Origin of the sequence: Streptomyces erythrochromogenes, assembly GCF_040684695.1 — a bacterium.
In the GTDB taxonomy this organism is placed as follows: Bacteria; Actinomycetota; Actinomycetes; order Streptomycetales; family Streptomycetaceae; genus Streptomyces; species Streptomyces erythrochromogenes_C.
Genome location: NZ_JBFBGM010000006.1, coordinates 123884 through 150878, shown reverse-complemented (window position 1 = coordinate 150878; position 26995 = coordinate 123884). Strand labels below are relative to the sequence as shown.

Here is a 26995-nt window from a genome sequence, read left to right as displayed (position 1 = left end):
TCATCCATGCCCCACAGCCAAACCTCTGCACCCCGCGACAGCCGACTCGGCGTACGTCTCGCCCGCGGAGCATCGCCGTGGCTTCTGCCGACCGTCGCCACCGCGGCGCTCAGCCTCACCCGGGCCCGCAAGTCCGGACGCTGGGCCGCCGCGGCCGTGCCCGCAACCGCGCTCGCCGCGGGCATGCTGTGGTTCTTCCGCGACCCCGAGCGCGAGATCGCTCAGGGCCGCGTCATCTCGCCCGCCGACGGTGTGGTGCAGAGCATCATGCCGTGGAAGGACGGACGGACCCGGGTCGCGATCTTCATGAGCCCGCTCAACGTCCACGTCAACCGCGCGCCCCTCGCGGGCACGGTGACGTCCGTGGAGCACGTCCCCGGCGGATTCGTCCCGGCCTTCAACAAGGAGAGCGAGAACAACGAGCGCGTTGTCTGGCACTTCGACACCGAGCTCGGTGACATCGAGATGGTGCAGATCGCCGGCGCCGTCGCGCGGCGCATCGTCCCGTACCTGCCGGCCGGCACCAAGGTGGAGCAGGGCGAACGCATCGGTCTGATCCGCTTCGGCTCCCGCGTCGACATCTACCTCCCGGAGGGCGTCGAGGTCGCGGTCGAGGTCGGTCAGGCCACCACCGCGGGGGTGACACGAATTGACCGTGACTGACCCTGAGACTCCGGCCACCGGCTGGGTGCCCGAGTCCTCCGAGGAGGAGTCCGCCGAGGACGACATGCCGCTCTCGCTGCGGCTGTCGATAGCGGACACCCTCACCCTCGGCAACGCCACGTGCGGATTCATGGCGGTGTACTTCACCACCACCGGAATCCTCATCCCGCACCTCACCGGGAGCGGCGAGACGGGCATGGCCCGCAACAGCGCCGCCACGGCGGTGATACTGATGCTGCTCGCCGCGGTCTTCGACCTCTTCGACGGCATCGTGGCCCGCAAGCTGCGCAGCTCGCCGATGGGTGCCGAGCTGGACAACCTGTCCGACCTGATCAGCTTCGGTCTGGCCCCGGCCTACTTCGTCCTCGTCTACGGCATGGTCGCCGTCGACGCGGACCAGAAGATGTCGGCGCTGGCCGCGATCGTGGTGCTGCTCGCCGTGGTGCTCCGGCTCGCGAGATTCAGCTGCGTGACGATGAAGGACGGCATGTTCCAGGGCATGCCGAGCCCCTTCGGCGCGCTGACGGTCGTCTCGATCGTGCTGCTGGAGCTCCCGTTCATCCCGACGCTGCTGGCGATCATCGGGGTGGCCTGGCTGATGGTGAGCCGGGTCGAGTACCCCAAGCCGCGGGGTGTCCTCGCGGTGGCGATGCTCGCCTGGATCATCAGCGCGATGGGTCTGCTGGCGGCCTGGGCGTTCGACGCCCCGGGCGGTCAGCTGCTGCTCCAGACCGGCTGCGCGCTGCAGATCGCGATGGCGGCGACCATTCCGCTGTTCGCGACGACGCGGAGGGCGAACACCTTCCGCCACAACCGCCGCGAAGCCCGAGCGACGTCGCTGCGCTAGCTGTACCGATGAGGGCCCCCGGATGCCATGGGCATCCGGGGGCCCTCTGCGTGCCCGGGGAGGGCGGCGGGGGTGGGGTCGGGGCCGTGGCCGGCGGCGGGGCGGGAAGCGTCCGGGGTAGGCATGATTTATGGCCCCCGAGCGGGAGCCCGCAGCACTCGGCGTCACGGGCCACAAATCACGTTTTACACCCCGGACGCTTCCCGCCCCACCACCGACCCCGTCCCCGACCCGGCCCGTCGGCCCGCGACACCGCACACGGGGGCGGTAGGGCGCCTGAGGGCGGGGACGGGGTCGGCGGTGGGGCGGGGGCCGTCCGGGGTGTAAAACGTGATTTGTTGGCCCGTGTCGCGGGCCGACTTCTCATTCGGCCGAGGGGCCATAAATCATGCCTACCCCGGACGGGCCCCGCCCCGCCGCCGGCCACGGCCCCGCCCGACCCCCACCACCCCCGCCGCGCACCCGGCCCGGTCCGGCCCGGACCGGGTTAGCCTTGATGTCGGAAAACCGCCAGCCGCCGGGGATCGCGCCCCGGATCCTGGAGCCATGCACACCGACACCGAGCGCTGCGTAAGGGCCGTGCAGTCGAAGGACGCCCGCTTCGACGGCTGGTTCTTCACCGCCGTCCTGACCACCCGGATCTACTGCCGCCCCAGCTGCCCCGCCGTGCCGCCGAAGGTCGAGAACATGACCTTCCTGCCCAGCGCCGCCGCCTGCCAGCAGGCCGGCTTCCGCGCCTGCAAGCGCTGCCGCCCCGACACCAGCCCCGGCTCCCCCGAGTGGAACGCCCGCGCCGACGCCGTCGCCCGGGCGATGCGGCTGATCCAGGACGGGGTCGTCGACCGCGAGGGCGTCCCGGGCCTGGCCGCCCGCCTCGGCTACTCCACCCGCCAGGTGGAACGGCAGCTCGGCGCCGAGCTCGGCGCCGGCCCCCTCGCCCTGGCCCGGGCCCAGCGCGCCCAGACCGCCCGGCTGCTCATCGAGACCTCCGAGCTCCCGATGGGCGACGTCGCCTTCGCCGCCGGCTTCGCCTCCATCCGCACCTTCAACGACACCGTCCGCGAGGTCTTCGCCCTCTCCCCGAGCGAACTGCGGGAGCGGTCCGTGAAGGCCGGGCGGAAGCAGGACGCCCCGCCCCGGATCCCGGGGACCATCAGCCTGCGGCTGCCGTTCCGGGCCCCCCTGAACCCCGACAACCTCTTCGGGCACCTCGCCGCGACCGCGGTCCCCGGCGTCGAGGAGTGGCGCGACGGCGCCTACCGCCGCACCCTGCGCCTCCCCCACGGCACCGGCGTCGTGGCCCTGACCCCGCAGCCCGACCACATCGGCTGCCGCCTGGCCCTCACCGACCTGCGCGACCTCACGATCGCCATCAGCCGCTGCCGCTGGATGCTCGACCTCGACGCCGACCCCGAGGCCGTCGACGAGCAGCTGCGCTCCGACCCGCTGCTGGCCCCGCTCGTGGACAAGGCCCCGGGCCGCCGGGTCCCACGTACGGTCGACGCGGCGGAGTTCGCCGTACGGGCCGTGCTGGGCCAGCAGGTGTCCACCGCGGCGGCGCGCACGCACGCCGCCCGGCTGGTCACTGCGTACGGGGAGCGCGTCGAGGACCCGCTGGGCGGGCTGACGCACCTGTTCCCGTCGCCGCAGGCCCTGGCCGGGCTCGACCCGGAGTCGCTGGCGCTGCCGCGCAGCCGCCGGGCCACGCTGACCACCCTGGTGAAGGCGCTGGCGGACGGTTCGCTGCCGCTCGGCATCGGCAGCGACTGGGACGCGGCCCGTGCGCAGCTGTCGGCGCTGCCCGGCTTCGGCCCGTGGACCACCGAGGTGATCGCGATGCGGGCGCTGGGCGACCCGGACGCGTTCCTGCCGTCCGATCTGGGCGTGCGGCGCGCGGCGCAGGGGCTCGGTCTGCCGTCGACCCCGTCCGCGCTGACGGCGCGGGCCGCCGGCTGGCGGCCCTGGCGCGCGTACGCCGTCCAGTACTTGTGGGCCACGGACGCCCACCCCATCAACCACCTGCCGGTCTGAGGAGCAGCCGTGAACGTCAAGCAGCACACCGTCGTGGACAGCCCGTACGGTCCGCTCACCCTGGTCGCCTCGGACGGCGTCCTCAGCGGCCTGTACATGACCGGGCAGCGCCACCGTCCGGCGGAGGAGTCCTTCGGGGAGCGGGTGGCGGCCGGCGAGGAGCCCTTCCCCGAAGTGGTGCGCCAGCTGGCCGCGTACTTCGCCGGGGAGCTGACCGAGTTCGACCTCCCGCTGCGGATGGAGGGCACGGAGTTCCAGCGCAGCGTCTGGGAGCAGCTCGTACGGATCCCGTACGGCGAGACGTGGTCGTACGGGGAGCTGGCGGCGAAGCTGGGCAAGCCGAACGCCTCGCGCGCGGTGGGTCTGGCCAACGGGAAGAACCCGGTCGGGATCATCGTGCCGTGCCACCGGGTGATCGGGGCTTCCGGCAGCATGACCGGCTACGGCGGCGGGGTGGAGCGCAAGGTGCGGCTGCTGGCCTTCGAGGCCGGTCAGGGTCTGACGTCGTAGAGGACGTTGAAGGGGTCTTCGGCGGGGGAACGGGTGACTTCGCGGAAGCCGGCCCCGGCGCAGAGGGTGCGGACGGTCTCCTCGGGCAGGCCGCAGGTCCCGAGGGCGGCTCCGTCGCCGGCCAGGGATGTGGTCATGCAGTAGAAGACGCTGAAGCCGTACAGGAGCGAGGCGACCGGGCCGACGTTGTCCTGGGGGCGGTCGCGGGAGTTGACTTCGAGCATGAGGTAGTCGCCGTTGTCCTTGACGGCGGCTCTGATGGCGGCCAGCAGTCCCCGGGGGTCCGCGGCGTCGTGGATGACGTCGAAGGTGGTGACGATGTCGTACCGGTCGGGGAGGCCCTCGGCGACGTCGAGGACGCGGAAGGAGACGCGGTCGGCGACCCCGGCCCGTTCGGCGTTGGCGCGGGCGCGTTCGACCTGGGCGGGGAAGACGTCGAAGCCGGTGAACCGTGAGCGCGGGAAGGCTCTGGCGAGCACGATGACGGCCCGGCCGGCGCCGCAGCCGACGTCCGCGACGTGGCTGCCGCGTTCGAGTTTGCCGATGACGTGCGGGAAGGTGGAGAGCCAGTCGTCGATCATGACGCTTTCGAACCAGCTGCCGGAGAAGCGGCTCATGCCGTCCCACACGGAGGGCGGGTAGGCGGCCTGGGGTACGCCGCCGCCGGTGCGGAAGGCTTCAACGAGTTGTTCGTAGGGCTGCCAGAGGCCGGGGAGCATCTGGTGGACGCCGCCCAGGAACATCGGTCCCGGTTCGCCGGCGAGTGCGGGGACGTGTGCGGGGGGCAGGGCGAAGGTGCCCGGTTCGGGCTCGGTGAGGTAGCCGGCGGCCGTGAGGCCGCGCAGCCACTCGCGGACGTAGCGTTCGCGCAGGTCCAGTCGGTCGGCGAGGTCCTGGCTGCGGGTGGGGCCGTGGGCGGCGAGGTCCTTGAAGAGGCCGAGCCGGTCGCCGATGGCGCACAGGGCGGTGGCCATGGCTCCGCTCAGGTCGCCGAGCGCCTTCTCCATGAAGGCTTCCACCTTCGCGGCGTCCGGTTCCGGGGGTGCGGCCATGGGGGTCTGCTCCTGTGGGGTCGGCTGCGGCCGCGTACGTGCGGCCCTGCGCCCCCAGGCAAGCATCCGGGTGGCGTCCGGCGGGGTCGCCGCAGCGGAGGAGGAGCCGAAGTCACTCCAAGGAGGTCCGAGGACAGATCGCTCCGCATGCGGACATACGGGTGCGCCTGTATGAAAGAAATACCGCAACACGATCGGAGCCGGGCATGGACGACTATCCGCTTCTGAACCTCTTCTGGACGATGCTGTGGCTGTTCCTGTGGATCATGTGGTTCTTCCTGCTCTTCAAGATCATCACGGACATCTTCCGTGACCACACGATGAGCGGCTGGGGCAAGGCGGGCTGGCTGATCTTCGTGCTGATCCTGCCGTTCCTCGGCGTGTTCGTGTACCTCATCGCCCGCGGGAAGAGCATGGGCGAGCGGGACATGAAGCAGATGCAGGAGAACGAGGCGGCCTTCAAGAAGTACGTCCAGCAGGCGGCCGGCCCCGGCGGCGGTTCGGCGGACGAGCTGCACAAGCTCTCCGCCCTGAAGGACAAGGGCGACATCACCCAGGAGGAGTTCGACCGCGCCAAGGCCAAGCTGCTGGCCTGACCGCGGGTCAGACCACGAGGAGCGGGACGAGCAGGGCGAAGGCGGCGCCGGCCTCGACGGCGTAGCCGTAGAGCGAGGGGTGCTGCACGGGGGCGGCGAGCAGCACCACGCTCTGCTGGGTGGCGGCCGCCGCCACCCAGTCGGTGTCGGCGCCGAGGTTGCCCTCGTACCAGCCCTCGCAGGCGCCGGGACCGGTGACGGCGAGGAAGTCGTCCTCGCGGCGGTAGAGGGCCCGCCATTCGGGGGCGGGGGCGGACCAGCCCTCGAAGTCGTCGAACCGGGCCCACCCGCCCTCGCGTATCGCGGTGTCGAAGAGCCACACCGGCGTCCCGTCGGGGGTCACCTCTCCACCGGCCTGCTGGTCCGTCGTGAAGTGGACCATGGGCAGGGCGTCCGGCCCGTCAGCCGTGCTGGGCCAGGCGTACATCGTGATCATCTTCTGATTCTGTCCTGGTCGAAGTAAGCCGGGTGTTTACGAGGTGACCGGGGGCCGGCCGTTCTCCAGTTCCACGGTGCCCTCACCCGACTGGAGGACGCGGTAGGCCTCTTCGGTGCGCCGGCCGAGCGATCCGGGCAGGTAGGCGGTGAGTTCGGCGGGGTCGACGAGCCGCCACGAGATCAGTTCCTCCTCCTGGAGCCTGATCGAGGCCAACCGGGCCTCGTCGAGCACGCCCCCGTCGTAGAGGTAGGCGACGAGCGGCGGTCGGCCCGGGCCGAGCGTCCAGTCCACCGCGAGGAGGCGGCCGAGGGGGACGTCGATGCCGATCTCCTCCGCGCTCTCCCGGCGGGCGGCGGTGCGCGGCGACTCGCCCTGGTCCGACTCGATGGTGCCGCCCGGCAGGGCCCAGCCCTCGCGGTAGTTGGGCTCGACGATCAGGACCCGGCCCTCGGCGTCCCGGTAGAGGGCGGCCGCGCCGGCCAGCACCCGGGGCAGGCTCGCGATGTACGTGGCGAAGTCATCCGTGGTGGTCACCCGGCCACCCTACCGAGGGGGCCGCCGGTCGGCCGCCCGCCCCTGTTCGCTGACGGCGTCGCCGACCATGGCCCGCACCGCGTCCCGCATGCCGTGCAGGGGGTGGTGGCGCGCGGGGCCCGCGCCGGGGTCCTCGCGGAGCTCCTTGAGCAGGGCCCAGCAGAGCAGCAGCATGACGACGACGAAGGGCAGCGCGACCAGGATGGTGGCGGTCTGCAGGGACTTCAGGCCGCCCGCGACGAGCAGCACCGCGGCCACGGCGGCCATGAGCACGCCCCAGGTGACGACGAGCCAGGTGGGCGGGTGGAGGGAGCCGCGGCTGGTGAGGGAGCCCATGACGAGGGAGGCGGAGTCGGCGCTGGTGACGAAGTAGGTCATCACCAGGACCATGGCGACCCACGAGGTGACGGTGGACAGCGGCAGCCCGTCCAGCATCGCGAAGAGCGAGGCTTCGGTGCCCTCCTTGAGCTCGGGTGCGAAGTCGACGGCGCCGGTGGAGTCGAGGCGGATGGCGGTGCCGCCCATCACGCAGAACCAGACGACGGTGGCCCCGCTGGGTACGAGCAGTACGCCGATGAGGAACTCGCGGATGGTGCGGCCGCGTGAGATGCGGGCGATGAAGGTCCCGACGAAGGGGGCCCAGGACAGCCACCACGCCCAGTAGAAGATCGTCCACGCGCCGAGCCAGGCGCTGTCGGTGAAGGCGCCGGTGCGGCTGGCCATGGGCAGCAGTTCGCTCAGGTAGCCGCCGACGCCGGCCGGGATCACGTCGAGGATGTAGACGGTGGGCCCGAGGAGGAAGACGAAGACCATCAGGACGGCGGCGAGCACGATGTTGCTGGTGCTCAGCCACTTCACGCCCTTGTGCAGGCCGGAGAAGGCGGAGAGCACGAAGGCCGCCGAGAGCGAGCAGATGATGATCAGCTCGACGGTGGTGGAGTCCTCGATCCCGGTGGTGAGGCTGAGGCCCTTGGACACCTGGAGCGCGCCGAGGCCGAGGCTGGTGGCGGTGCCGAAGACGGTGGCGAAGACGGCGAGCAGGTCGATGGCCCTGCCGGGCGCGCCGTCGGCCCGCTCCCGGCCGATCAGGGGGACGAAGGCGGAGCTGAGGCGGTTGCCGCGGCCCTTGCGGAAGGTCGCGTAGGCGAGGGCGAGGCCGGCGATGCCGTAGATGGCCCAGGGGGTGAGGGTCCAGTGGAAGAAGGAGTACTCCATGGCCGCGAGGGCGGCCGCGCCCGTGCGGGGGGCCGCTCCGGAGGCGGGCGGCGGGGCCAGGTAGTGGGTGAGGGGCTCCCCCACGCCGTAGAACATCAGGCCGATGCCCATGCCGGCGCTGAACATCATCGCGATCCACGACAGGTTGGTGAACTCGGGCTCGGAGTCGTCGGCGCCGAGGCGGATCCGGCCGAAGCGGCTGATCGCGAGGACGACGCACAGGACGAGGAAGAGGTCGGCGGCGATCACGAACAGCCACGCGAAGTTGTTCAGGACCCAGGCCAGCGCGGTGGCGGAGGCGGTGTCGAAGGAGTCCTCGCCGAGGGCCGCCCAGGCGACGACGGCCAGCACGGCGAGCACGCCGACGGTCACGACGGTGTGGTCGGGGGCGCCGTCCACCGGACTGCCGGGTCCCTCGCCGGGGGTGTCCGGACGGGGTTGTTCCAGTGATTCGGCGCTCATGCGGCCACACTATGCAGGCGTATATCCCTATTTAGGGGCATGGCGCGCCGGGTGTGGCCCAGGCCACTCATGGGCATAGGAGGATCCTCCGGATAAGCTCATGGCGGCGCGACTGCACTGTTCGATAGCAAGGGATAGCAAAGGTGACGGACGGAGCAGTAACTGAGGCCGCGCGCGTGCTCATCGCCGCGGACAAATTCAAGGGCTCGCTCACGGCCGTTCAGGTCGCGGAGCGGGTGACGGCCGGCCTTCGCAGGGCCGTACCGGGCGTGGAGATCGAGACCCTCCCCGTCGCGGACGGCGGCGACGGTACGGTCGCGGCCGCCGTGGCGGCCGGTTTCGAACGCCGGGAGGTACGGGTCACCGGGCCCCTCGGGGACCAGGTCACGGCCGCCTTCGCGCTGCGCGGGGACACCGCGGTCGTCGAGATGGCGGAGGCCTCCGGCCTCCAGCTGCTGCCGGCGGGCACCTTCGCCGCGCTGACGGCGACCACGTACGGCTCGGGCGAGGTCCTCAAGGCCGCGCTGGACGCGGGCGCCCGCTCGATCGTCTTCGGCGTGGGCGGCAGCGCCACCACGGACGGCGGCGCCGGCATGCTGGCGGCACTCGGCGCGGTGTTCCTGGATGCGAACGGCGAACCGGTCGGTCCGGGCGGCGGCGCACTCGCCGACCTGGCCTCGGCCGACCTGTCGGGCGTGGACCCCCGCTTCGCGGAGGTCGACTTCGTCCTGGCCAGCGACGTGGACAACCCGCTGACCGGCCCGAAGGGCTGCGCGGCCGTCTACGGACCGCAGAAGGGCGCCTCGCCGGAGGACGTGGCGACGCTCGACGCGGCGCTGGCGCACTACGCGCAGGTGCTGGAGAAGTCGATCGGCCCCAAGGCCACCGAGCTCGCCGCCTCCCCGGGCGCGGGCGGTGCGGGCGGCATCGGCTACGGCGCGCTGCTGCTGGGCGCGAGCTTCCGTCCCGGCATCGAGCTGATGCTGGAGGTGCTGGGCTTCGCGCCGGCCCTGGAGCGGGCCACCCTGGTCATCACCGGTGAGGGCTCGCTGGACGAGCAGACCCTGCACGGCAAGGCTCCCGCCGGTGTCGCGGCGGCCGCGCGGGCCGCCGGGAAGCCGGTCGTGGCGGTCTGCGGCCGGCTGCTGCTGGGCCAGGAGGCCCTGCGGGCGGCGGGCATCGGCAAGGCGTACCCGCTGACGGACCTGGAGCCCGACCCGGCCAAGTCCATCCCGAACGCCGGTCCCCTCCTGGAGCAGGTCGCGGCGAACATCGCCGCCGACGTCCTCTGACCCCGGCAGGTCCGCAGGCCCGGTCCCCCGTCCGGGGGCCGGGCCGCTGCCGTTCCACGGGCCGGATCGGGAGGCCGTGCGGGCCGCCGTGCGGGCGGCTCCGGACGGCCCTGCGGCCCGGCCACGCCCAAACGCGCGGACAGTGTTAGAAAGGGCTCATGACCGGACGTTTTGGTCGACAGCCGACCGGGTGGGGTTCGCGCATGTCCGCGCGCATGTCCCGGGGGGCGCACAGTGTCGCCGGTCAGGTCTTCGCCCTCCAGGCGCTGATCGTGGTGGTGCTGATCACCGCCGCCGCGCTGGCCCTGGTCTTCCAGGCCCGCTACGACAGCCAGCGCGACGCCCGCAACCGCTCGCTCGCCGCCGCCGAGGCCTTCGCGCACGCTCCGGGCCTCCCCGAGGCGCTGATGTCCCGGGATCCGACGGCCGCGCTCCAGCCGCTGGCCGAGGCCGCCCGCAGGGCCTCGGGCCTGGACTTCATCGCCGTGATGGACCTCCGCGGGGTGCGCTACACCGATTCGCGGCCCGAGCTGATCGGCCAGCGGGCCGCCGACGTCTCCCGGGCCGTCGCCGGCGAATCCTTCACGCAGGTGTTCAAGGGCCAGCCGAGCGACGCGGTACGGGCCGTGGTCCCCGTACGGAACGCCCAGGGCGAGGTCATCGGCCTGGTCGGCACCGGCATAGAGGTGGAGAACGTCTCCCACGCCGTGGAGGGGCAGCTCCCGCTGCTCGTGGGCGCCACGGCGAGCGGCCTGCTGCTCGGCACGGCGGGCGCCGCCCTGGTCAGCCGGCGGCTGCTGCACCAGACCCGGGGCCTGGGCGCCGCCGAGATGACCCGGATGAACGAACACCACGAGGCCGTTCTGCACGCCGTGCGCGAGGGCGTGCTCATCATCGGCAACGACCAGCGGCTCATCCTGGCCAACGACGAGGCCCGCAGGCTCCTGGACCTGCCGCAGGACGCCGAGGAGCGCGCCGTCGGCGACCTCGGACTCGACCCCCGCACCACCGAGCTCCTCGCCTCCGGGCGCGTCGTGACGGACCACGTGCACCTGGCGGGCGACCGGCTGCTCGCGGTCAACGTGCGGCCCACCATGGCGTACGCGGGGCGGCCGGCGGGCCGCGTGGTGACCCTGCGCGACACGACCGAGCTCGCCTCGCTCACCGGCCGGGCCGAGATCGCCCGCAGCCGCCTCCAGCTGCTGTACGACGCGGGGGTGCGGATCGGCACCACGCTGGACGTGGCGCGGACCGCCGAGGAGCTGTCGGAAGTGGCCGTGCCGCGCTTCGCCGACTTCGTGACGGTGGAGCTGCTGGAGCCCGTGATGCGCGGTGACGAGCCCTCCGCCGGCGGCGTGTACACCGAGATGCGCCGGGCGGCCATCACCGGCGTGCGCGCCGACTCCCCGCTCCAGCCGGTCGGCGACCTCATCCGGTTCGAGGTGCCGACGGCCCCGATGGCCGCGGCCCTGGACGAGGGGCACGCGGTCCTCGCGGCCGATCTGAACGCGGCCATGGGCTGGCGGGCCCAGGACTCCCAGGGCACCCGCGTGGCCCTGGAGTACGGGCTGCACTCCCTGATCTCCGTACCCCTCCAGGCCCGCGGGGTGGTCCTGGGCATGGCCAACTTCTGGCGCGCCGACACCCCGGAGCCCTTCGACGAGGAGGACCTGTCCTTCGCGGAGGAGCTGGGGGCGCGGGCGGCCGTCTCCATCGACAACGCCCGCCGCTTCACCCGCGAGCACGCGATGGCCGTGACCCTCCAGCGCAGCCTCCTGCCCCGGGTGCTGCCCGACCAGAGCGCCGTGGACGTGGCCTTCCGCTACCTGCCGGCGACGGCGGGGGTGGGGGGCGACTGGTTCGACGTGATCCAGCTCCCGGGCACCCGGGTGGCGCTGGTGGTGGGCGATGTCGTCGGGCACGGGGTGCACGCCGCGGCCACCATGGGCCGGCTGCGGACCGCGGTGCACAACTTCTCCACCCTGGACCTGCCGCCCGACGAACTGCTGGGTCACCTGGACGAGCTGATCAACCGGATCGACCAGGACGAGGCGGGCGGCGGCGGGCCCGGGGACGGGAACGGGAACGCGAACGGGGACGGCGGCAGGTCGGGCGGGGAGGACCCGGAGCCCGATGGCGCGCCCGGGCGCGCCTCCGCCGTCACCGGCGCCACCTGCCTCTACGCGGTCTACGACCCGGTCACCGGGCACTGCCGGATGGCGAGCGCCGGACATCCGGGACCCGCGCTGATCCGGCCCGACGGCCGGGTGGAGTTCCCCGAGCTGCCGGCCGGGCTCCCGCTCGGCGTGGGCGGGATGCCCTTCGAGGCGGCGGAGTTCCAGCTGGCCGAGGGGAGCCGGCTCGTGCTGTTCACGGACGGCCTGGTGGAGGACCGCGACCGGGACTTCGACACCGGTCTGCGGCTGCTCTCCGACACGCTGTCCCGTCCCGGCCGCAGCCCCGACGAGGCCGCCTCGGACGTGCTCGCGGCGATGCTGTTCCCGGTGCCGAGCGACGACATCGCGCTGCTGATCGCGGACACCCGGCGACTGGAGGCGGACCGGATCGCCGAATGGGAGGTGCCCGGCGACCACGCGGCCGTCTCACGGGTGCGCAACGCCGGTTCGGCGCAGCTCGTCGCGTGGGGTCTGGGAGACATCGCGTTCGCCGCGGAGCTGATCCTCAGCGAGCTGGTCACCAACGCGATCCGGTACGGGAGCGCGCCCGTACGGGTCCGCCTGCTGCGCGACCGGAGCCTGATCTGCGAGGTCTCCGACGGCAGCAGCACCTCCCCGCACCTGAGGTACGCGGCCACCACCGACGAGGGCGGGCGCGGGCTGTTCCTCGTCGCGCAGTACGCCGAACGCTGGGGCACCCGCTACACGGACCGCGGGAAGGTCATCTGGGCGGAGCTGCCGCTGACCGGCGGCGCGGAGCCGCAGCCGCCGGCCCCGCCGGACCTGGACGCGCTGGAGGACCTGGCCTGGTGAGGTCGCGGCCCGTCGGGCGCCCGCCCCGGGCCGGTCGCGGCGGCCGGGATCACGGACGCCGGGTCACCGCGGCCTGGAACGTCACCGCGGCCTGGAACGGGCCAGCAGCATCGCCACGTCGTCCTGCTGGGCGCACGGGAGCAGCCGCCGCAGGATCTGGTCGCACAGGCCCTCCAGGGGCTGCTCCACGCCGTGCAGGGCCTGTCCCAGCTGTTCCATGCCCTGGTCGAGGTCGCGGTCCCGGGCCTCGATGAGTCCGTCGGTGTAGAGGACGAGCAGGCTGCCCGGGGGCAGGTGCACCTCCTCGGTGCGGAAGTCCCGTCCGCCGGCGCCCAGCGGGGTCCCGGGCGGGCCGTGGAGAAAGGTCACTGCCCCGTCGGTGGCGACGACGGCGGGCGGCGGGTGGCCGGCGCGGGCGATCACGCAGGTGCCCGATGCCGCGTGGTGGACGGCGTACACGCAGGTCGCCATCTCGTCCTCGCCGAGGTCGGCGACCACCGCGTCGAGGGAGCGGAGCAGCTGGGCCGGGGGTACGCCGTGGCGCGCGAGGGTCCGTACGGCCGTGCGCAGCTGGCCCATGACGGCCGCCGCGTGGATGCCGTGGCCCATGACGTCCCCGATGACGAGCCCGGTGCGACCGCCGGGCAGCGGGATGGCGTCGAACCAGTCCCCGCCGACGTCGTGGTCGCTGGCGGGCAGGTAGCGGCCGGTGAGTTCGAGGCCGGGGACCCGGGGCAGGGCGCTGTTGGTGAGGCTGCGCTGGAGGGTCAGGGCGGCCTGGCGCTGGCGGGTGTACATGCGGGCGTTGTCGATGTTGAGGGCCGCCCGGGCGACGAGTTCGTCGACGAGGACGCAGTCCTGCTCGTCGAAGCGCTCGCGCTCGCGCGTCCGGGTGACGGCGACGGCGCCCAGCACGGTGCCGCGGGCGACGAGCGGGACGAGGCGGGCCGAGCCCAGGGTGGCCAGGTAGGCCCGCAGGGCGTCGGCCCGCGGGGAGGTGATCAGGGCCGGGATGTCGGAGACGTAGAGGTTCATCGGCCGGCCCTCGGTGATCACCTGCTCGTAGACGGTGCCCGCGGGGATCTGGAAGGTCTGGCCCTCGGCGAGTTTCGCGGTGGGGGCCGTCGGGTCGGGGAAGTGGGCCGCCAGGCGGCGCAGGACCCCGCGGGTGGAGGCGGCGGGTGCCGCGCCCTCGTCGGGGCCCAGGACGGATTCGAGGAGCTGGACGTCGGCGGAGTCCGCGAGCTGCGGCACCAGCAGGTCCACGACCTCCTGGGCGGTCTGGCGCAGGTCGAGGGTCGTGCCGATGCGGGTGCCGGCCTCGGCGAGGAGGGCGAAGCGGTGCTGGGCCAGCTCGGCCTCGGCCTGGGCCCGCTGGCTCTCGGTGATGTCGATGAGGGAGGCGATCAGGCCGAGGGGGCGCCCGGAGCCGTCCAGGAGCGGGGCGTAGGAGCAGGACCAGGTGCGGTCGTGCTCGGGGTCGGCGGGGGTGCGGCCGGTGCGGCGGACGTCGACGACGGCGGCGCCGCGGTCGAGGACCTGCTGCATCGTCGCCTCCAGGGCGGCGGCGTTGACGCCGGGCACCACTTCGGTGAGCCGTTTGCCGAGGTGCTCGGCGGCGGAGACGCCGTTCATCCGGGCGAGCGCGTCGTTGACCCGCAGGAAGCGCAGGTCGGGGCCGAGGGTGGCGAGTCCGATGGGCGACTGGGTGAACAGGCTCTGGAGGGCTGCGAGGGAGTCGCGCATGTGGAGGACCTCGGAGGTCTCCACGGCGATGAGCAGGGCGCCCGTCCGCCCGGCGGCGTCCACGGCGGGGACGATCCACATCTCCATCACGACGCGGTGCCCGTCGCGGTGGCGCACGGGGAGGGTGCCGACGACGGTCTCGCCCGCCTGGACGCGGCGGGTCAGCTGGTCGGCGAGCTCCTGATTGGCCTCGGGGACGAGTACGGAGGATCCGGGGCGGCCGAGGATGTCCTCGGGGCGGTGCCCGAGCAGGTCCTGGGCGGCCAGGGACCACTCCGCGATGCGTCCGTCGGCGTCCTCCCGCCACAGGGCGATCGGCAGCAGCTCGCGGAGTACGCCCGCGTAGCCGACAACCGCCGCCGGCGGGTCCGGCACCTCGCTCGTCGACTGGTAAGTGTCCACACCGACCTCACCCCGGGGGCCCGATTCCTACCGATTCACCCTATCCGAGGCGTCGGCGCCGGGCTCTGTGTCCGCCGGAAGGGCGGGTAGGACCCGTACCTCCGCGGGGGCGGCGGGAAACCCGCCGGCTCGAAAATCCACGCCGTACCGGGGGGCGTCGGTCAGGCGTGCGCCACCAGGTCCTGGACGCCGCCGCTGATGACCGCGGTCACCGCGATGCCCGCCCGGTCGATCAGGCCCGCCGCGACGGCCGCCCGGCGGCCGCTGCCGCACACCACCCAGATCTCCCGGTCCCGGGGCAGCTCGCCGATCCTGCGGGGCAGCTCGGCGAGGGGGACCGCGAGGGAGCCGGGGATGCCGCCCTCGGGGCGGTCCGGCCGCACGTCGAGCACCCGCCGGCCGTCGAGCCGCCCGGCGAGCGCGGCCGCGTCCGCGGTGCGGAAGCTGCGCAGCGGCCGGCCGGCGGCCGCCCAGGCCTCGGCGCCGCCCGCCAGGTAGCCGGCGATGTCGTCGTATCCGATCCGCAGGAGCTGGACCATCGCCTCGTGGGCGGCGTCCGCGGCCGGTTCGGGAAGGACCAGGACCAGTCGTGTGCCGAAGGGCACGACCTCGCCGACCAGGCCCGCGAAACGCTCGTCGAGCTCGTCGCAGACCGAGTCGGGCAGGTGGCCGGCGGCGAAGGCGGCCCGGTCGCGCCCGTCGACGATCTGCGCACCGCCGCCCGCGAGCCCCTCCACCATGCTCGGGGTGAGCGCGCGGAGCACGGGCGGGCCACCGAGGACGCGCGGCCCGTGCCGGTTGACCGGTGCCATGTGGCGGTAGTAGGCGGGGTACGGGGGCAGGCCGGACATCCGTCCCCTGACGAACTCCTCCTCGTCCTGGGCGGACAGCACGGGGTTGGTGCGCCGCTCCGTGCCGACCGTGCTGGTCCGCTCCCCCGACACCGGGCCGGCGGCGCAGGAGCTGCCCGCCCCGTGCGTCGGCAGCACGCGCGTGCCGTCCGGGAGCAGGGCGAGCCGGCGCAGGGTCCGGTACTGGGCCCTGGCGAGTTCTTCCGTACGGCCGCTGCCGGACAGGTCGGTGCGGCCGGCGTTGCCGACGAGGAGGCTGCCTCCGGTGAAGACGGCCGACGGGGTGGGGCCCGCGTCGTCGAAGACCAGGTAGGAGGTGTGTTCGGCGGTGTGGCCGGGTGTTTCCACGGCCCGTACGGTCGCGTCGCCGACGCAGACCTCGTCGTCCTCGGCCATGGGCAGGTGGTCGAAGGCGTAGGGGGCGCGGGCGGGGCCGGCGACGGTGGCGCCGGTCGCCGCGCGGACCTCCAGCGCGCCGGAGACGTAGTCGTTGTGCACGTGCGTCTCCAGGACGTACCGGATCCGGACGCCCTTGGCGGCGCAGGAGTCCATCACCGCCCAGACGTCCCGCTGCGGGTCGACGAGGGCGGCCTCGTCGCCGCTGACGAGCAGGTAGCTGGTGTCCCCGAGCGACGGGGTGGCGATGACCTCGATCGTCGCCTCGGAGCCTTTCATACGACCACCACTTCCACGGAGGCCACGGGGTTGCAGCCGTAGCCGCGGGCGTTCCACGGGGTCCGCAGCGGCTGCGTCTCGCCGCGGGCGTCGGTCGCGCGGGACAGCAGCCGGTAGGGGCCGGGCTGCTGCGGGGTCCACCGGTAGGACCAGCCGCGCCAGGCGTACGGGCCGGCCGGCGGGTCGAGGGCGGCTTCGTGCCAGCCCCGGACGCGGTCCGGGTCGCGGCCGTCGTCCTCGTGCTCGGCCCGTACCTCGACCTTGTGCACGGGCACCCCGCCGCCGGACCAGGCGTGGCCCCGGACCAGGGTCTCGTGGCCCCGGCGCAGGTCCTCGTCGGGAGCGGGTTCGGTGATGAGCGATTTGACCCGCAGGGTCGTCACGGGGCCTTCGGGGGTGCCGTGCGGGGTGACGTAGAGGTACTCCTCGGCCTGGAAGACACCGCCGAAGGGGGCGGTCACGGCCCGCACCCCGACCAGCCACTTCACATCTGCGACGGCGTAGCGGCCGGGGACCACCAGGCGGACGGGCGCGCCGTGCCCGGGGGTGAGCGGCTCGCCGTTCATGCGGGTGGCGAGGAGGGTGTCGGGGTGGCGGGCCACGGCGAGCGGGAGGCTGCGTTCGAAGGGCGTCGGGCGGCCGCGCACGCTGCCGCGGTCCGCTCCGGTGAAGACGACCTCGACGGCTTCCGGGTCGATGCCCGCGCGGTCGGCGAGGACGTGGAAGGGCACGCCGGCGAAGCGTGTGCAGCCGACGGCCCGCTGCCCCCAGGGCACGCCGGGCGGGGCCGGCCGCATCAGGCTGCGGCCGTTCCCGGCGCATTCGACGACGACGTCGAGTTCGCGGTGTTCCAGTGCGAGCAGTTCTTCGTGGCCGATGGAGAAGGCGGTGGCCACGGCGCCGCCGACCCGCAGCCGCCACGGGCCGGGGCCGGTGGGCGGGATGCCGAAGTGGTCCCGTACGAACAGGGCCGCGGCGGGGGTGACGGGCCCGGTCAGGGCGGCCGCCGGGGTCTGGGCGTTGTACGGGTCGGCGGTGAGCGTCTCGGGTGCCCAGGCGGTCGCGCCGGGCCCGCGGGCGACCCGGAAATCCGGCGCTGCGGTCATGGCCACACCTCCCGTCGGCCTGGTGCGGAGCGCGACGCGAATTTCTTCCAGCCTACGTCCCGAAAAGTATTGACTCAGGACGAATAGGGAGGAGACTCACTAATACACCGGATCACCGGAAAGAGCCGCACCTCCCTCAGGAGACGTCCTGGGGCCCGAGTGACTTCGATCCAGGCTCTGGCCAGGCCCCCGGCAGGACGTGCCGACCACGGGAGCCATCGGCGACGGCGGATGGCTCATGGCACCGACGGACTGCCGGGGACTGTCATGTCCACAGACACCCGTAGGTAAGATCCCGACCATTGCATTCGCAGATACGTACGGGGTCGGTGATCGCGGGGATGGACTACGCAACGCTGAAGGCTCTCAAACCTTCGGAGTTCACGGAGGCGGCGGACGGGTACCGGTCGGTCAGCAGCATGGCCGACAACGCGTACGCGAGCGCCGAGCAGCAGATCACGACGCGGCTCCGGTCCGGGCTGAGCGGCAAGGCGGTCGACGCCGCGGTGGAGCAACTCCAGCTGCTGGCGAAGAACTTCCACTACACGCAGGTCGAATGCGGGCTTGCCGCGACCTCGTTGAACGCCCTGGCGGCCTCGCTGACGACGGCGAAGTCGAAGCTGGACGCCGCCGTCGCGGACGCGGAGGCCGCGAAGTTCTCGGTGGGCGCGGACGGTTCGGTCAGCTACCCGCCCGCCGGCGAGGAGAAGGACGGCAAGCTGCCGGACGGCGGCACGGTCAGCGGCAGCGCCAAGGGCAAACCGTCCGGGAACGTCATCGACCCCACCAAGGACGCCAACGACCTGTCCGCCGCGCTGGAGCGGCAGGCCGCGAACATCCACCCGAACCCGAACTTCGGCAAGGCGGTGGAGATAGCCAACCGGATCGCGCAGGCCGTCTCCGAGGCGACCGAGGCCGACACCCAGTGGGCGCCCAAGCTGCGCAAGCTCAAGGCCGACGACGACTACGTCGTCTCCGAGTCCGACTGGGCCGACGTCGCGGCGGACACCGGTCAGGTACAGGCCGGGGCGAAGGACTACCTCGCCCACATCAAGCCCCCGCCGCCCAAGGGCAGCGACCCCGAGCTGAACGCCGAGTGGTGGAAGGGCCTTTCCGACAAGGAGAGGGAGGCCTACATCACCCTCCAGCCCGCGAGCGTGGGTGCGATGAACGGGCTCCCGGCGGATGTCCGCGACAGCGCCAACCGGACGGTCCTCGCGGAGACGCACGGTCTCTACAAGACGGAGCTGACCGGGATCCCCAAGGAGCCCGAGCCCCGGTACCACTACGTCCAGCGCGGGCGCGCCTGGATGCGCGAGGAGACCGACGCGTGGAGCACCTGGAACGACAAGTACGGTGACCGCAAGGCCCACTTGGAAGACCGACTGCAGGGCATGGACACCATCCAGAGGCGCTTCGACGAGAGCGCCGAGCGCGGGCTGCCCCAGGCGTACCTGCTCGGGTTCGACGCCGAGGCGAACAACGACGGCCGGGTGATCCTGGCCAACGGCAACCCCGACACCGCGGACCACACGGCCGTCTTCGTGCCGGGCACGAAGACGACCCTGGGCAGCATCGAGGACGAGGCCGCCAAGAGCGACGCGCTGTGGCGCGAGTCCTCCGCGATGGCGCCGGGCAAGTCGGTGTCGACCATCACCTGGTTCGACTACGACGCCCCGAACACCATCTTCCCCGAGGCCACGCAGGACAAGTGGGCGCAGAACGGGGCGCCGAGCCTGCGCCAGTTCCTCGACGGCACCCAGACGGCCCATCAGGCAGGCGGTGGCGAGAACTCCCACACGACGCTCATCGGCCACAGCTACGGATCCACGTTGATCGGCGACACGGCCAAATACCGCAGCGAGTACGCCGACACCTGGGCGGATCCCCTGCCCGTCGACGACGTGGTCGCGGTCGGCAGCCCCGGTATGCAGGCCGACCACGCGGCGGACCTGGGCTTCAAGCCGAAGCACGTGTGGGCCATGGAGGGCGGCGGCGACGACAACGCGGTCACGCTCGGCGGCCGGCTCATGGGGCTCGGTGACAACTGGACCATTCCCACGGACGAGTCCTTCGGCGCCAACAAGATGCACAGCGATTCCCCGGGCCACGGCAACTTCTGGGACGAGCAGGACGGCAAGGCGTCCATCAGCCTCTCGAACCAGGCAGCCGTCATAGCCGGGCGCTACGAAGAGGTCGAGCTGGACAGGAAGGCCCCCCAGTGATTCGAAGGAACAGCCGCACCATCACCGCCCTGGCGCTCATGGGCGCCCTGGCCCTCACCGCAGGATGCACTTCCATGGACAACGAACCCTCCGCCCAGCGCTCGTACGACCCGCAGCCCCGCACGCACCAGGAGGTGGAGAAGGAGGTCGGCGACCTGTCGAGCAGGGCCCTCGACATGACCCAGGTCAAGGGCAAGGTGACCGAGGGGGGCCCGGCGACCTACCCCTGCGGCAGCGACGAGGAGAAGAAGGAGGGTCTCCGCAACGTCCGGCACGTCTGGTCCGTGTACGGGGTGGACGACGGCGCCCTCGACAAGGGCATGCAGAGCCTCGCCGCGCAGCTTCCGGGAAACGGCTGGAAGGTCGTGAAGAACGGCCCGAACGAGAACACCGAGAGCAAGCGGATCGAGGTCCTGGCGGTCCACGAGCAGACGCACACCCAGCTCGAGGCCAAGCGGATGGACGGCTCGAAGGGCGGCGAGAGCCTGATCAACTTCGCCGTGTACTCCCGGTGCTTCAAGGACACCGCCGCCAAGTGAGGGCCCGGTGACTCCCGCGCCGCGCGGGAGTCACCACCTGCGGGAGTCACCGCCCACGGCCTCAGGCGAGCTCGCGCGGGCGGGGCACCTCGGCCGTGTCCAGGACCTCCGCGATCCCCTGGGCCAGGCACGGGATGCGGTGGGCCGGGATGCCGGCGATGTTGATCCGCCCCGAGGTCGTTCCGTAGATGGCGTGCTGCCGGCGCAGCCGGAGCATCTGGTTCGGGGTCAGCGCCAGCATCGAGAACATGCCCTTCTGCCGGGCCAGCGCGCGCGCCTGGTCGGTGCGGCCGAGCGCGTCGAGGTGCGCGGTCAGGTCCGCCCTGTTGGCCATGATCCGGCCGCGCATGACGTCCAGCTCCGCCCGCCAGGAGGCCCGCAGGCCCTCGTCCTGGAGGATCGTCGTCACGACGGCGGCGCCGTGCTCGGGCGGCATGGAGTACAGGGTCCGGGCGGCGTTCTGCAGGGCCGTCTCGGCGTGCCGCACGGCCTGCCGCGAGCCGCCGAGCACGATTGCGCAGCCGACGCGGTCGCTGTAGAGGCCGAAGTTCTTCGAGCAGCTGACGGCGATCAGCATCTCGGGCACCCGGGCCGCCAGCATCCGGGTGGCCAGCAGGTCGGCCTCCAGTCCGTCGCCGAGCCCGTGGTAGGCGAGGTCGACGAACGGCACCCAGCCGGCCCGCGCGGCCGAGTCGGCCAGCGCCTCCCAGTCGTCCAGGAGGGGGTCGACGCCCGTGGGGTTGTGGCAGCACCCCTGGAGCAGGACGACGTCGTCGCGCCCCGCGTCCGCCAGCTCCCGCAGCACGCCGGCCGTGTCGAAGCCGCCCCCGGCGTCCCGCCACCCGTAGGTGCGGACCGTGAGTCCGGCGGCCTCCAGGATGGGCCGGTGGTTGACGTAGGCCGGGTCGCTGATCCACACCGTGGCGCCCGGGCGGGTGCGGTGGACCAGGTCGGCGAGCAGCCGCAGCGCGCCGGAGCCGGCGACGGTCTGGACGGCCGCGGCCCGCTCGGCGGGCCCGTCCGGGCCGAGCACCAGCTCCAGCAGGGACTGGTTGAAGGCGGTGTTGCCGGAGAGCCCGCGGTACTCCTTGGACTCGGAGCGCTGCGCCAGCCGGAGTTCGGCCTCGCGGACGGCGGCCATGACCGGGGTGGTGCCGGTCTGGTCCCGGTAGACGCCGAGGACCAGGTTCAGCCGTTGGGGCCGCTCGTCGCCGCCGAACTCGTACGTCAGGTCCCACAGCGGGTCGGTGGGCGGCGTGGGGAGGAGCTCAAGCATCTGCGGGGACCTCGGGTCGGGGACGGCGGTTGGCGAGGACGACGCCGGCGGTGATCAGGGGGACGCCGACGAGGACGGCGGCGCTCGGTGATTCGCCGAGCAGGGGGATCGCGAGCAGGACCACGGCGACGGGGCTGAGGCTGCCGACGACGGAGCTGCGTTCGGCGCCGAGGCGGCGGATGGCGAAGGCGTACAGCAGGCCGGCGCACAGCCCCACCCCGAGGCCCTGGACGACCAGGAACAGGGCGATGTCGGAGCCCGCGGCGTGCGCCATGCCCGTGGGCAGGACGCCGGTCAGGACGAGCAGTCCGATGATGAGGAAGGAGGGCAGGCAGAGCAGTCCGATCGATCCGACGGGATCGAGGTCCACCTCGCGCAGCCCCACGGTGTAGAGGGCCCACAGGCCGCTGGCGACCAGGAGGATGCCGGAGCCGGCGAGGACGTCCGTGTCCACGGGGACGACGTGGCGCCAGACGAGGGCGACGACGCCGGCCGCGATGAGTGCGAGGCCGACGGCCTGGGTGCCCCTGGGCACGCCGTGGCCGCGCCGGATCATGATCAGGGAGACGAAGAGGGGGACCATGCCGGGGACGATGGAGCCGACGAAGGCCGCGGAGGTCAGGGAGCCGCCGTACATGGCGGCCAGGAAGAAGGGCACCCCGGCGCCGCAGACGATCTTCAGGGCGGGGCCCGGCCGCACCGCGGCGATGGCGCGGCGGCGCCGCCACAGGGCGGGCAGGAGGAGGACGAGCGGGAGGCCGAACCGCAGCAGGGCCGCGTCGGCGGGCAGCAGTGAGGAGCTGCTCAGGGCGCGGGCGCTGAGCGCGAACGCCGCCCAGATCGACACCGTCACCAGCAGGGCCAGCATGCCCCGGGCCTGGGGGGAGAGCCCGCGCCGGCCGGGGTGTCCGGCGCGCGGGCCCGCCGCATCGGGAGGCAGGGTCGCCCGGGTGGTGTGCGTCGCGACCAAGGATCTGCTCCAGCCTCTGGGTCACGGACCGGTCCGGTCCGCTCAGGGGCAACGCTAGGGCTTCAGCCGGGGCAGCCGATTGCCAGTTCTGCCTCTCGGACATACGTTTGGGGCAGGATCTGCCAAGGAGTGGCCATGGACGCAGTCGATCTGCAGATCATCCGGGAATTGCAGGCGGACGGGCGCCTCTCCAACCAGGAACTGGCCGACCGCGTCCGGCTGTCCCCGTCGCCCTGCCTGCGCCGGGTCCGACGGCTGGAGGAGGCGGGCCTGATCCGCGGCTACACGGCCATGGTCGACCAGGTCGCCTTCGGGCTGCCGGTGACCGTCTTCGTCCGGATCCGGCTGGAGCGGCACACGGCGCAGGCGGTGCGGCTCTTCGAAGAGCACGTGGCGGTCATCGAGCACATCCAGGACTGCTACCTGATGGCGGGCAGCAGCGACTACCTGCTCCGGGTCGTGATCGAGGACCTGGAGGCCTACGAGGCCCTGGTGCGCCACCGGATCCACGCCATCCCCGGGATCGCCTCGATCGAGTCGAGCTTCGCCTACGGCAGTGTGAAGCAGTCCAGGACCTATCCGCGGCCGGCGCCGGGCGCCTCCCGGCGCCCGCGCTGACCGCGCCGACCGCGCCGACCGCACGGCCCCGGCCGTCTAGCGGGAGGCCTCGACCGCGGCCTCGAAGGCGGCGTGGGCGGCTTCGTCGAAGAGGACGAAGCGCACCTCCTGGACCTCGGTGCGGGCGGCCCGGACCGTCCGGACGGCGATCCTCGCACCGTCGTCCATGGGCCAGCCGTAGATGCCGGTGGAGATGGCCGGGAAGGCGACGGTACGGGCGCCCAGCTCGTCGGCGACGCGCAGCGACTCGCGGTAGCAGGAGGCCAGCAGCTCCGACCGGTCCTCCTCGCGCGACCAGACGGGACCCACCGTGTGGATGACGTGCCCGGCGGCCAGCCGGCCGGCGGTGGTGGCGACGGCCCGGCCGGTCGGCAGGCCCTTGCCGTAGTGGCCGCGCCGCAGGTCCTCGCAGGCCGCGAGGATCTCCGGGCCGCCCTTGCGGTGGATGGCCCCGTCGACCCCGCCGCCGCCGAGCAGCGAGGAGTTCGCGGCGTTGACGATGGCGTCGGCCTCCTCGGCGGTGATGTCACCGCGGACCAGGGTGATGCGGACCATCGGGAGTTCCTTCGCGGGTGGGTTCGGGTTCGGGGTCGGGCGACGGGCGCCGGGCGCCGGGCGCCGGGCGCCGGCCTCAGGATGCCTTGCGCAGGTGGCGCCAGACCGCTTTGGCGGCGTTGTGGCCGGACATGCCGTGGACGCCCGGGCCCGGCGGGGTCGCCGAGGAGCAGAGGAAGACCGCCGGGTGGGCCGTCGTGTACGGGGAGAGGCTGAGCCTGGGGCGCAGCAGCAGCTGGAGGCCCGAGGCGGCTCCGCAGGCGATGTCGCCGCCGACGTAGTTGGGGTTGCGGGCGGCGAGCTGGGGCGGGCCGGCGGTGGCGCGGGCCAGGACCAGGTCGCGGAAGCCCGGTGCGAAGCGTTCCAGTTGGCGCTCGACGGCGTCGGTGAGGTCGCCGTCCCAGCCCCGGGGGACGTGCCCGTACGCCCAGAAGACGTGCTTGCCCTCGGGGGCCCGGCCGGGGTCGGCCAGGCTGGGCTGCGCCGTGATGAGGAACGGCGTACGGGGGGCCCGGCCGCCCGAGGCGAGCTGCAGGGCGGCGTCGATGTCGCGCGTGCGCGGGCCGATCTGGACGGTTCCGGCGCGGCGCGGCTCCTGCGCCGTCCACGGCACCGGGCCGTCCAGCGCGTAGTCGATCTTGAACACGGAGGCGCCGTACCGGTAGCCGTCGTAGGCGTGCCCCAGGCGGGCGATCCGGGCCAGCGCGGTCGGAGAGGTGTCGAAGACGTAGGCGCGGGCGGGCGGGAGGTCGTCGAGCCGCTTGACCTCGAAGTCCGTGTGGATCGACCCGCCGAGGTCGCGCAGGTAGGCGGCGAGGGCGTCGGAGATCGACTGGGAGCCGCCGCGGGCCATGGGCCAGCCGCCCGCATGGGCGGCGAGGGCGAAGACCAGACCGACGGCGCCGGTGCCGATCCCGCCGAGGGGTGCGATGACGTGGGCCACCAGCCCCGCGAACAGCGCCCGCGCCCGTTCGTCCTGGAAGCGGCGCAGCAGCCAGGTCGAGGGCGGCAGGCCGGCGAGCCCGAAGCGGGCGAGGGTCACCGGGTCGCGGGGCAGCGCGGTGTTCGGCAGGGACATGAAGTCCCGGGCCAGGGTGTCCCATCGGCCGAGGAAGGGTCCGACCAGGCGCCGGTAGGCGCCCGCGTCACGCGGCCCGAAGGACGCCGCCGTCTCCGCGACCGAGCGCGAGAGGACGGCGGCCGTTCCGTCGTCGAAGGGGTGCGCCATGGGCAGTGGGGCGTGCAGCCATTCCAGCCCGTACCGCTTCAGCGGCATCGTGGCGAAGACCGGTGATCCGGCGCCGAGCGGGTGCACCGCCGCGCAGGGGTCGTGCCGGAAGCCGGGGAGGGTGAGCTCCTCGGTCCGGGCTCCCCCGCCGACGGTTCCGCCGGCTTCGAAGACGGCCACCGAGAAGCCGCGCCGGGCCAGTTCGACGGCGGCCGTCAGCCCGTTGGGACCCGCCCCCACCACGACCACATCGAAAATCGACGGCACTTGCGACTCCTTCGTTTCCGGCGGCGGCGCCTGCACCCCCAGGATATGGCGACGTGTGCGCGGGACCGGCCCCCTGGGGGACGCGAGGCCCCCCTACACACCCCGGAGGAGGTCCCGGATGCGTACGGTGGTGGCCTCGTCCCGCCCGACGGCGAACGGCAGGGCGTTGTCGCAGTCCACCCGGAAGGGGACGCCGTCGACGGTGCTCTGGGCGCCGCCGGCCTCGGCGACCAGCAGCAGCCCGGCGGCGTGGTCCCAGGCCGAGGGCCAGGTGAAGGCGAGGGCCTCCATCTCCCCGCGGGCCACCTTCAGGTACTCCAGGCCGGCCGAGCCGCAGGGCCTGGCGGCGACTCCGGGCACGTCCAGCCGGGCCAGGGTGCGCTTGTTCTCGTCGGTGGTGTAGAGCGGGTGGGCCGTGGCGACCCGCAGGTCGGCGCCCGGCTCGGGCGAACCGCTGTGGATCCGCTGCCCGTTGACGTACGCGCCCTGCCCGCGCACGGCGGTGGCGAGCTCCTCCAGTGCCGGGGCGAAGGTCCAGGAGGCGAGGATCTCCCCGCGCTGCGCCAGGGCGACCAGGGTGCAGAACGCCGGGTCCCCGTTGACGAACTGGCGGGTTCCGTCGACGGGGTCGACGATCCACACCGGGGCGTCCGCGCGCAGCGCCTCGTACACGGCGGGGTCGGCGTGGACGGCTTCCTCGCCGACCACGACCGAGCCGGGCAGCAGGCGCGTCAGCGCGGCCGTGAGGTGCTCCTCCGCCTTTCGGTCGGCGACGGTCACCAGGTCGTGCGGGCCGCTCTTCTCGACGACCTCGTGCTCGGCGAGCTGCCGGAACCTCGGCATGATCTCGATGGCCGCCGCCTTGCGGACGGCCTCTTCCACATCGGGCAGGCCCTGGGCCAGGAACTCATCGATCATGCCTCCAGCAAAGCACGCCCGGCCGACAAACCCCACCGCCGGTACCGGACACGGAGGCGGACACCGGGTGGCCGCCGGGTGAACCGCCCCGGGCCGGCGCCGCGGGGCGGCGCACGGTCACCGGGTCAGCCGGCGATCGGGTACATCGATCCGCGCCGGCCCTCGGGCGACGTCAGCCACTCCAGCTTCTCGGCCGTGTCGGTGCCCGGCTGCGGGGTGTGCAGCACGATCGCCAGGTCGGGCCGGGCCGGTATCCGCAGCTGGGTCGACTCCACGTGGAGCGTGCCGACGACCGGGTGCTCGATCTCCTTGCGGGTCTGCCCGCCCGGGCGCACGTCGCCCCGTTCCCACAGTTCGGCGAATTCGGGGCTGAGCTCGCGCGCCTCCTCGATGACGGCCCGGAAACCGTCGTCGTGGGGCCTCTCGGAGCAGGCCGCGCGGAACTGGGCGACCACCTGGCCGGCGATCTCCTCCCAGCGCGTGGCGCGGGACCGGTAGATCGGGTCGGTGAAGAAGGCGATCAGGCAGTTCTGCACGATCTCCGGGCGCATCCCGAAGACCAGCGCGGCCGCGTCGTTGTAGAGGACGGTGTTCCAGTAGGCGTCCATGATGTGCGCGGGGAACGGCATCCAGGCGTCGATCAGCCGCGTCAGGCCGTCGCACATGTCCCGGTCGGCCGGGGCGACCTCCAGGGCGGGCGGGTTGAGCCCGGCGAGCGCGTACAGGTGCCGGCGCTCGGCACTGGTCAGCTTCAGCACGCGGCCCACCGAGTCCAGGACCTGCCCGGACACCGTGATGTCGCGGCCCTGTTCGAGCCACTGGTACCAGGAGACGCCGACCCCGGCGAGCACGGCGACCTCCTCGCGGCGCAGGCCCGGGGTGCGGCGGCGGGCCCCGCCGTCCGGCAGGCCGGCTTCCGTCGGGGTGATCCGGGCCCGTCTGCTCATGAGGAACTCGCGCAGTTCGGACCGTCGGCGCTCATCGGTCG

General features: G+C 73.2%; 23 protein-coding genes. 10 read left to right on the top strand and 13 right to left on the bottom strand.

Annotated features, from left to right (window positions below; genetic code table 11):
* Window positions 1–6: 6 nt before the first annotated feature.
* From AB0O53_RS12585 to AB0O53_RS12570, 4 genes are all read left to right on the top strand, one after another.
* Entirely contained in the window at window positions 7–663 is a 657-nt protein-coding gene (locus AB0O53_RS12585; protein ID WP_046779883.1) for a phosphatidylserine decarboxylase, read from the top strand.
* A gap of 64 nt (window positions 664–727) precedes the next feature.
* Window positions 728–1510 carry a CDP-diacylglycerol--serine O-phosphatidyltransferase gene (gene pssA, locus AB0O53_RS12580; RefSeq protein ID WP_381889681.1) on the top strand — a complete coding sequence of 261 codons (783 nt, stop codon included), beginning with the start codon at window positions 728–730 and terminating at the stop codon, window positions 1508–1510.
* Window positions 1511–2056: 546 nt separating this feature from the next.
* Window positions 2057–3541: an AlkA N-terminal domain-containing protein gene (locus AB0O53_RS12575; protein WP_350992258.1), complete on the top strand. Its 1485-nt coding sequence runs from the start codon at window positions 2057–2059 to the stop codon at window positions 3539–3541.
* A gap of 9 nt (window positions 3542–3550) precedes the next feature.
* Window positions 3551–4051 (top strand): methylated-DNA--[protein]-cysteine S-methyltransferase, encoded by a 501-nt coding sequence (locus AB0O53_RS12570; protein WP_350992259.1) that lies wholly within the window; start codon window positions 3551–3553, stop codon window positions 4049–4051.
* Here the strand turns inward: AB0O53_RS12570 and AB0O53_RS12565 are convergent.
* Window positions 4033–5103 (bottom strand): class I SAM-dependent methyltransferase, encoded by a 1071-nt coding sequence (locus AB0O53_RS12565; RefSeq protein WP_365195041.1) that lies wholly within the window; start codon window positions 5101–5103, stop codon window positions 4033–4035. The two genes, AB0O53_RS12570 and AB0O53_RS12565, sit on opposite strands and share 19 nt — an antisense overlap.
* Window positions 5104–5309: 206 nt before the next feature.
* Here AB0O53_RS12565 and AB0O53_RS12560 point away from each other — a divergent pair, with 206 nt between their 5' ends.
* Window positions 5310–5699, top strand: coding sequence for an SHOCT domain-containing protein (locus tag AB0O53_RS12560; RefSeq protein WP_350992263.1), 390 nt, complete (start codon window positions 5310–5312; stop codon window positions 5697–5699).
* Window positions 5700–5706: 7 nt separating this feature from the next.
* Here the strand turns inward: AB0O53_RS12560 and AB0O53_RS12555 are convergent, their stop codons facing one another.
* The 3 genes from AB0O53_RS12555 to AB0O53_RS12545 are packed head-to-tail and all read right to left on the bottom strand — an operon-like array spanning window position 5707 to window position 8349.
* Entirely contained in the window at window positions 5707–6135 is a 429-nt protein-coding gene (locus AB0O53_RS12555) for a hypothetical protein (protein ID WP_350992265.1), read from the bottom strand.
* 36 nt (window positions 6136–6171) lie between these two features.
* A complete protein-coding gene (locus tag AB0O53_RS12550; protein ID WP_350992267.1) occupies window positions 6172–6672 on the bottom strand; it encodes an NUDIX domain-containing protein in 501 nt (166 codons plus the stop codon).
* A 9-nt stretch (window positions 6673–6681) separates the two neighbouring features.
* Window positions 6682–8349, bottom strand: coding sequence for a BCCT family transporter (locus AB0O53_RS12545; protein WP_365195036.1), 1668 nt, complete (start codon window positions 8347–8349; stop codon window positions 6682–6684).
* A gap of 143 nt (window positions 8350–8492) precedes the next feature.
* Here AB0O53_RS12545 and AB0O53_RS12540 point away from each other — a divergent pair, with 143 nt between their 5' ends.
* Both AB0O53_RS12540 and AB0O53_RS12535 read left to right on the top strand, forming a co-directional pair.
* Window positions 8493–9641: a glycerate kinase gene (locus tag AB0O53_RS12540; protein WP_350992271.1), complete on the top strand. Its 1149-nt coding sequence runs from the start codon at window positions 8493–8495 to the stop codon at window positions 9639–9641.
* A gap of 203 nt (window positions 9642–9844) precedes the next feature.
* Entirely contained in the window at window positions 9845–12631 is a 2787-nt protein-coding gene (locus AB0O53_RS12535; RefSeq protein ID WP_350992273.1) for a SpoIIE family protein phosphatase, read from the top strand.
* A gap of 81 nt (window positions 12632–12712) precedes the next feature.
* On the opposite strand, the gene AB0O53_RS12530 is transcribed toward AB0O53_RS12535, so the two are convergent.
* The 3 genes from AB0O53_RS12530 to AB0O53_RS12520 all read right to left on the bottom strand — a co-directional run bounded on the left by AB0O53_RS12530 (window position 12713) and on the right by AB0O53_RS12520 (window position 17411).
* A complete protein-coding gene (locus AB0O53_RS12530; protein WP_350992275.1) occupies window positions 12713–14779 on the bottom strand; it encodes a SpoIIE family protein phosphatase in 2067 nt (688 codons plus the stop codon).
* Between the two features lie 161 nt (window positions 14780–14940).
* Window positions 14941–16305 carry an MBL fold metallo-hydrolase gene (locus AB0O53_RS12525; RefSeq protein ID WP_350992276.1) on the bottom strand — a complete coding sequence of 455 codons (1365 nt, stop codon included), beginning with the start codon at window positions 16303–16305 and terminating at the stop codon, window positions 14941–14943.
* Window positions 16302–17411 (bottom strand): sulfite oxidase, encoded by a 1110-nt coding sequence (locus AB0O53_RS12520; protein WP_350992278.1) that lies wholly within the window; start codon window positions 17409–17411, stop codon window positions 16302–16304. The genes AB0O53_RS12525 and AB0O53_RS12520 overlap by 4 nt, the downstream gene beginning before the upstream one ends.
* 341 nt (window positions 17412–17752) lie before the next feature.
* Here AB0O53_RS12520 and AB0O53_RS12515 point away from each other — a divergent pair, with 341 nt between their 5' ends.
* Both AB0O53_RS12515 and AB0O53_RS12510 read left to right on the top strand, forming a co-directional pair.
* Window positions 17753–19636, top strand: a complete 1884-nt coding sequence (locus AB0O53_RS12515; RefSeq protein ID WP_350992280.1) for an alpha/beta hydrolase — start codon at window positions 17753–17755, stop codon at window positions 19634–19636.
* Window positions 19633–20175, top strand: a complete 543-nt coding sequence (locus tag AB0O53_RS12510; RefSeq protein ID WP_350992282.1) for a hypothetical protein — start codon at window positions 19633–19635, stop codon at window positions 20173–20175. The genes AB0O53_RS12515 and AB0O53_RS12510 overlap by 4 nt, the downstream gene beginning before the upstream one ends.
* 61 nt (window positions 20176–20236) lie before the next feature.
* Here AB0O53_RS12510 and AB0O53_RS12505 read toward each other — a convergent pair whose 3' ends face one another.
* Both AB0O53_RS12505 and AB0O53_RS12500 read right to left on the bottom strand, forming a co-directional pair.
* A complete protein-coding gene (locus AB0O53_RS12505; protein ID WP_350992284.1) occupies window positions 20237–21451 on the bottom strand; it encodes an amino acid aminotransferase in 1215 nt (404 codons plus the stop codon).
* Window positions 21444–22421, bottom strand: coding sequence for a DMT family transporter (locus AB0O53_RS12500; RefSeq protein WP_365195028.1), 978 nt, complete (start codon window positions 22419–22421; stop codon window positions 21444–21446). Before AB0O53_RS12500 ends, AB0O53_RS12505 begins: the two co-directional genes overlap by 8 nt.
* Window positions 22422–22556: 135 nt before the next feature.
* Here AB0O53_RS12500 and AB0O53_RS12495 point away from each other — a divergent pair, with 135 nt between their 5' ends.
* Window positions 22557–23039: an Lrp/AsnC family transcriptional regulator gene (locus AB0O53_RS12495; protein ID WP_350992288.1), complete on the top strand. Its 483-nt coding sequence runs from the start codon at window positions 22557–22559 to the stop codon at window positions 23037–23039.
* 36 nt (window positions 23040–23075) lie between these two features.
* On the opposite strand, the gene AB0O53_RS12490 is transcribed toward AB0O53_RS12495, so the two are convergent.
* The 4 genes from AB0O53_RS12490 to AB0O53_RS12475 form a co-directional block, all read right to left on the bottom strand.
* The gene (locus AB0O53_RS12490) at window positions 23076–23594 is read right to left on the bottom strand and encodes an O-acetyl-ADP-ribose deacetylase (RefSeq protein WP_350992290.1); all 519 of its coding nucleotides are present in this window, start codon (window positions 23592–23594) and stop codon (window positions 23076–23078) included.
* Window positions 23595–23670: 76 nt separating this feature from the next.
* Entirely contained in the window at window positions 23671–25089 is a 1419-nt protein-coding gene (locus AB0O53_RS12485) for a phytoene desaturase family protein (protein WP_350992292.1), read from the bottom strand.
* Between the two features lie 93 nt (window positions 25090–25182).
* Window positions 25183–26007, bottom strand: a complete 825-nt coding sequence (locus AB0O53_RS12480; protein ID WP_350992294.1) for an inositol monophosphatase family protein — start codon at window positions 26005–26007, stop codon at window positions 25183–25185.
* Between the two features lie 125 nt (window positions 26008–26132).
* Window positions 26133–26954 carry a helix-turn-helix transcriptional regulator gene (locus AB0O53_RS12475; protein ID WP_350992658.1) on the bottom strand — a complete coding sequence of 274 codons (822 nt, stop codon included), beginning with the start codon at window positions 26952–26954 and terminating at the stop codon, window positions 26133–26135.
* Window positions 26955–26995 lie beyond the last annotated feature (41 nt).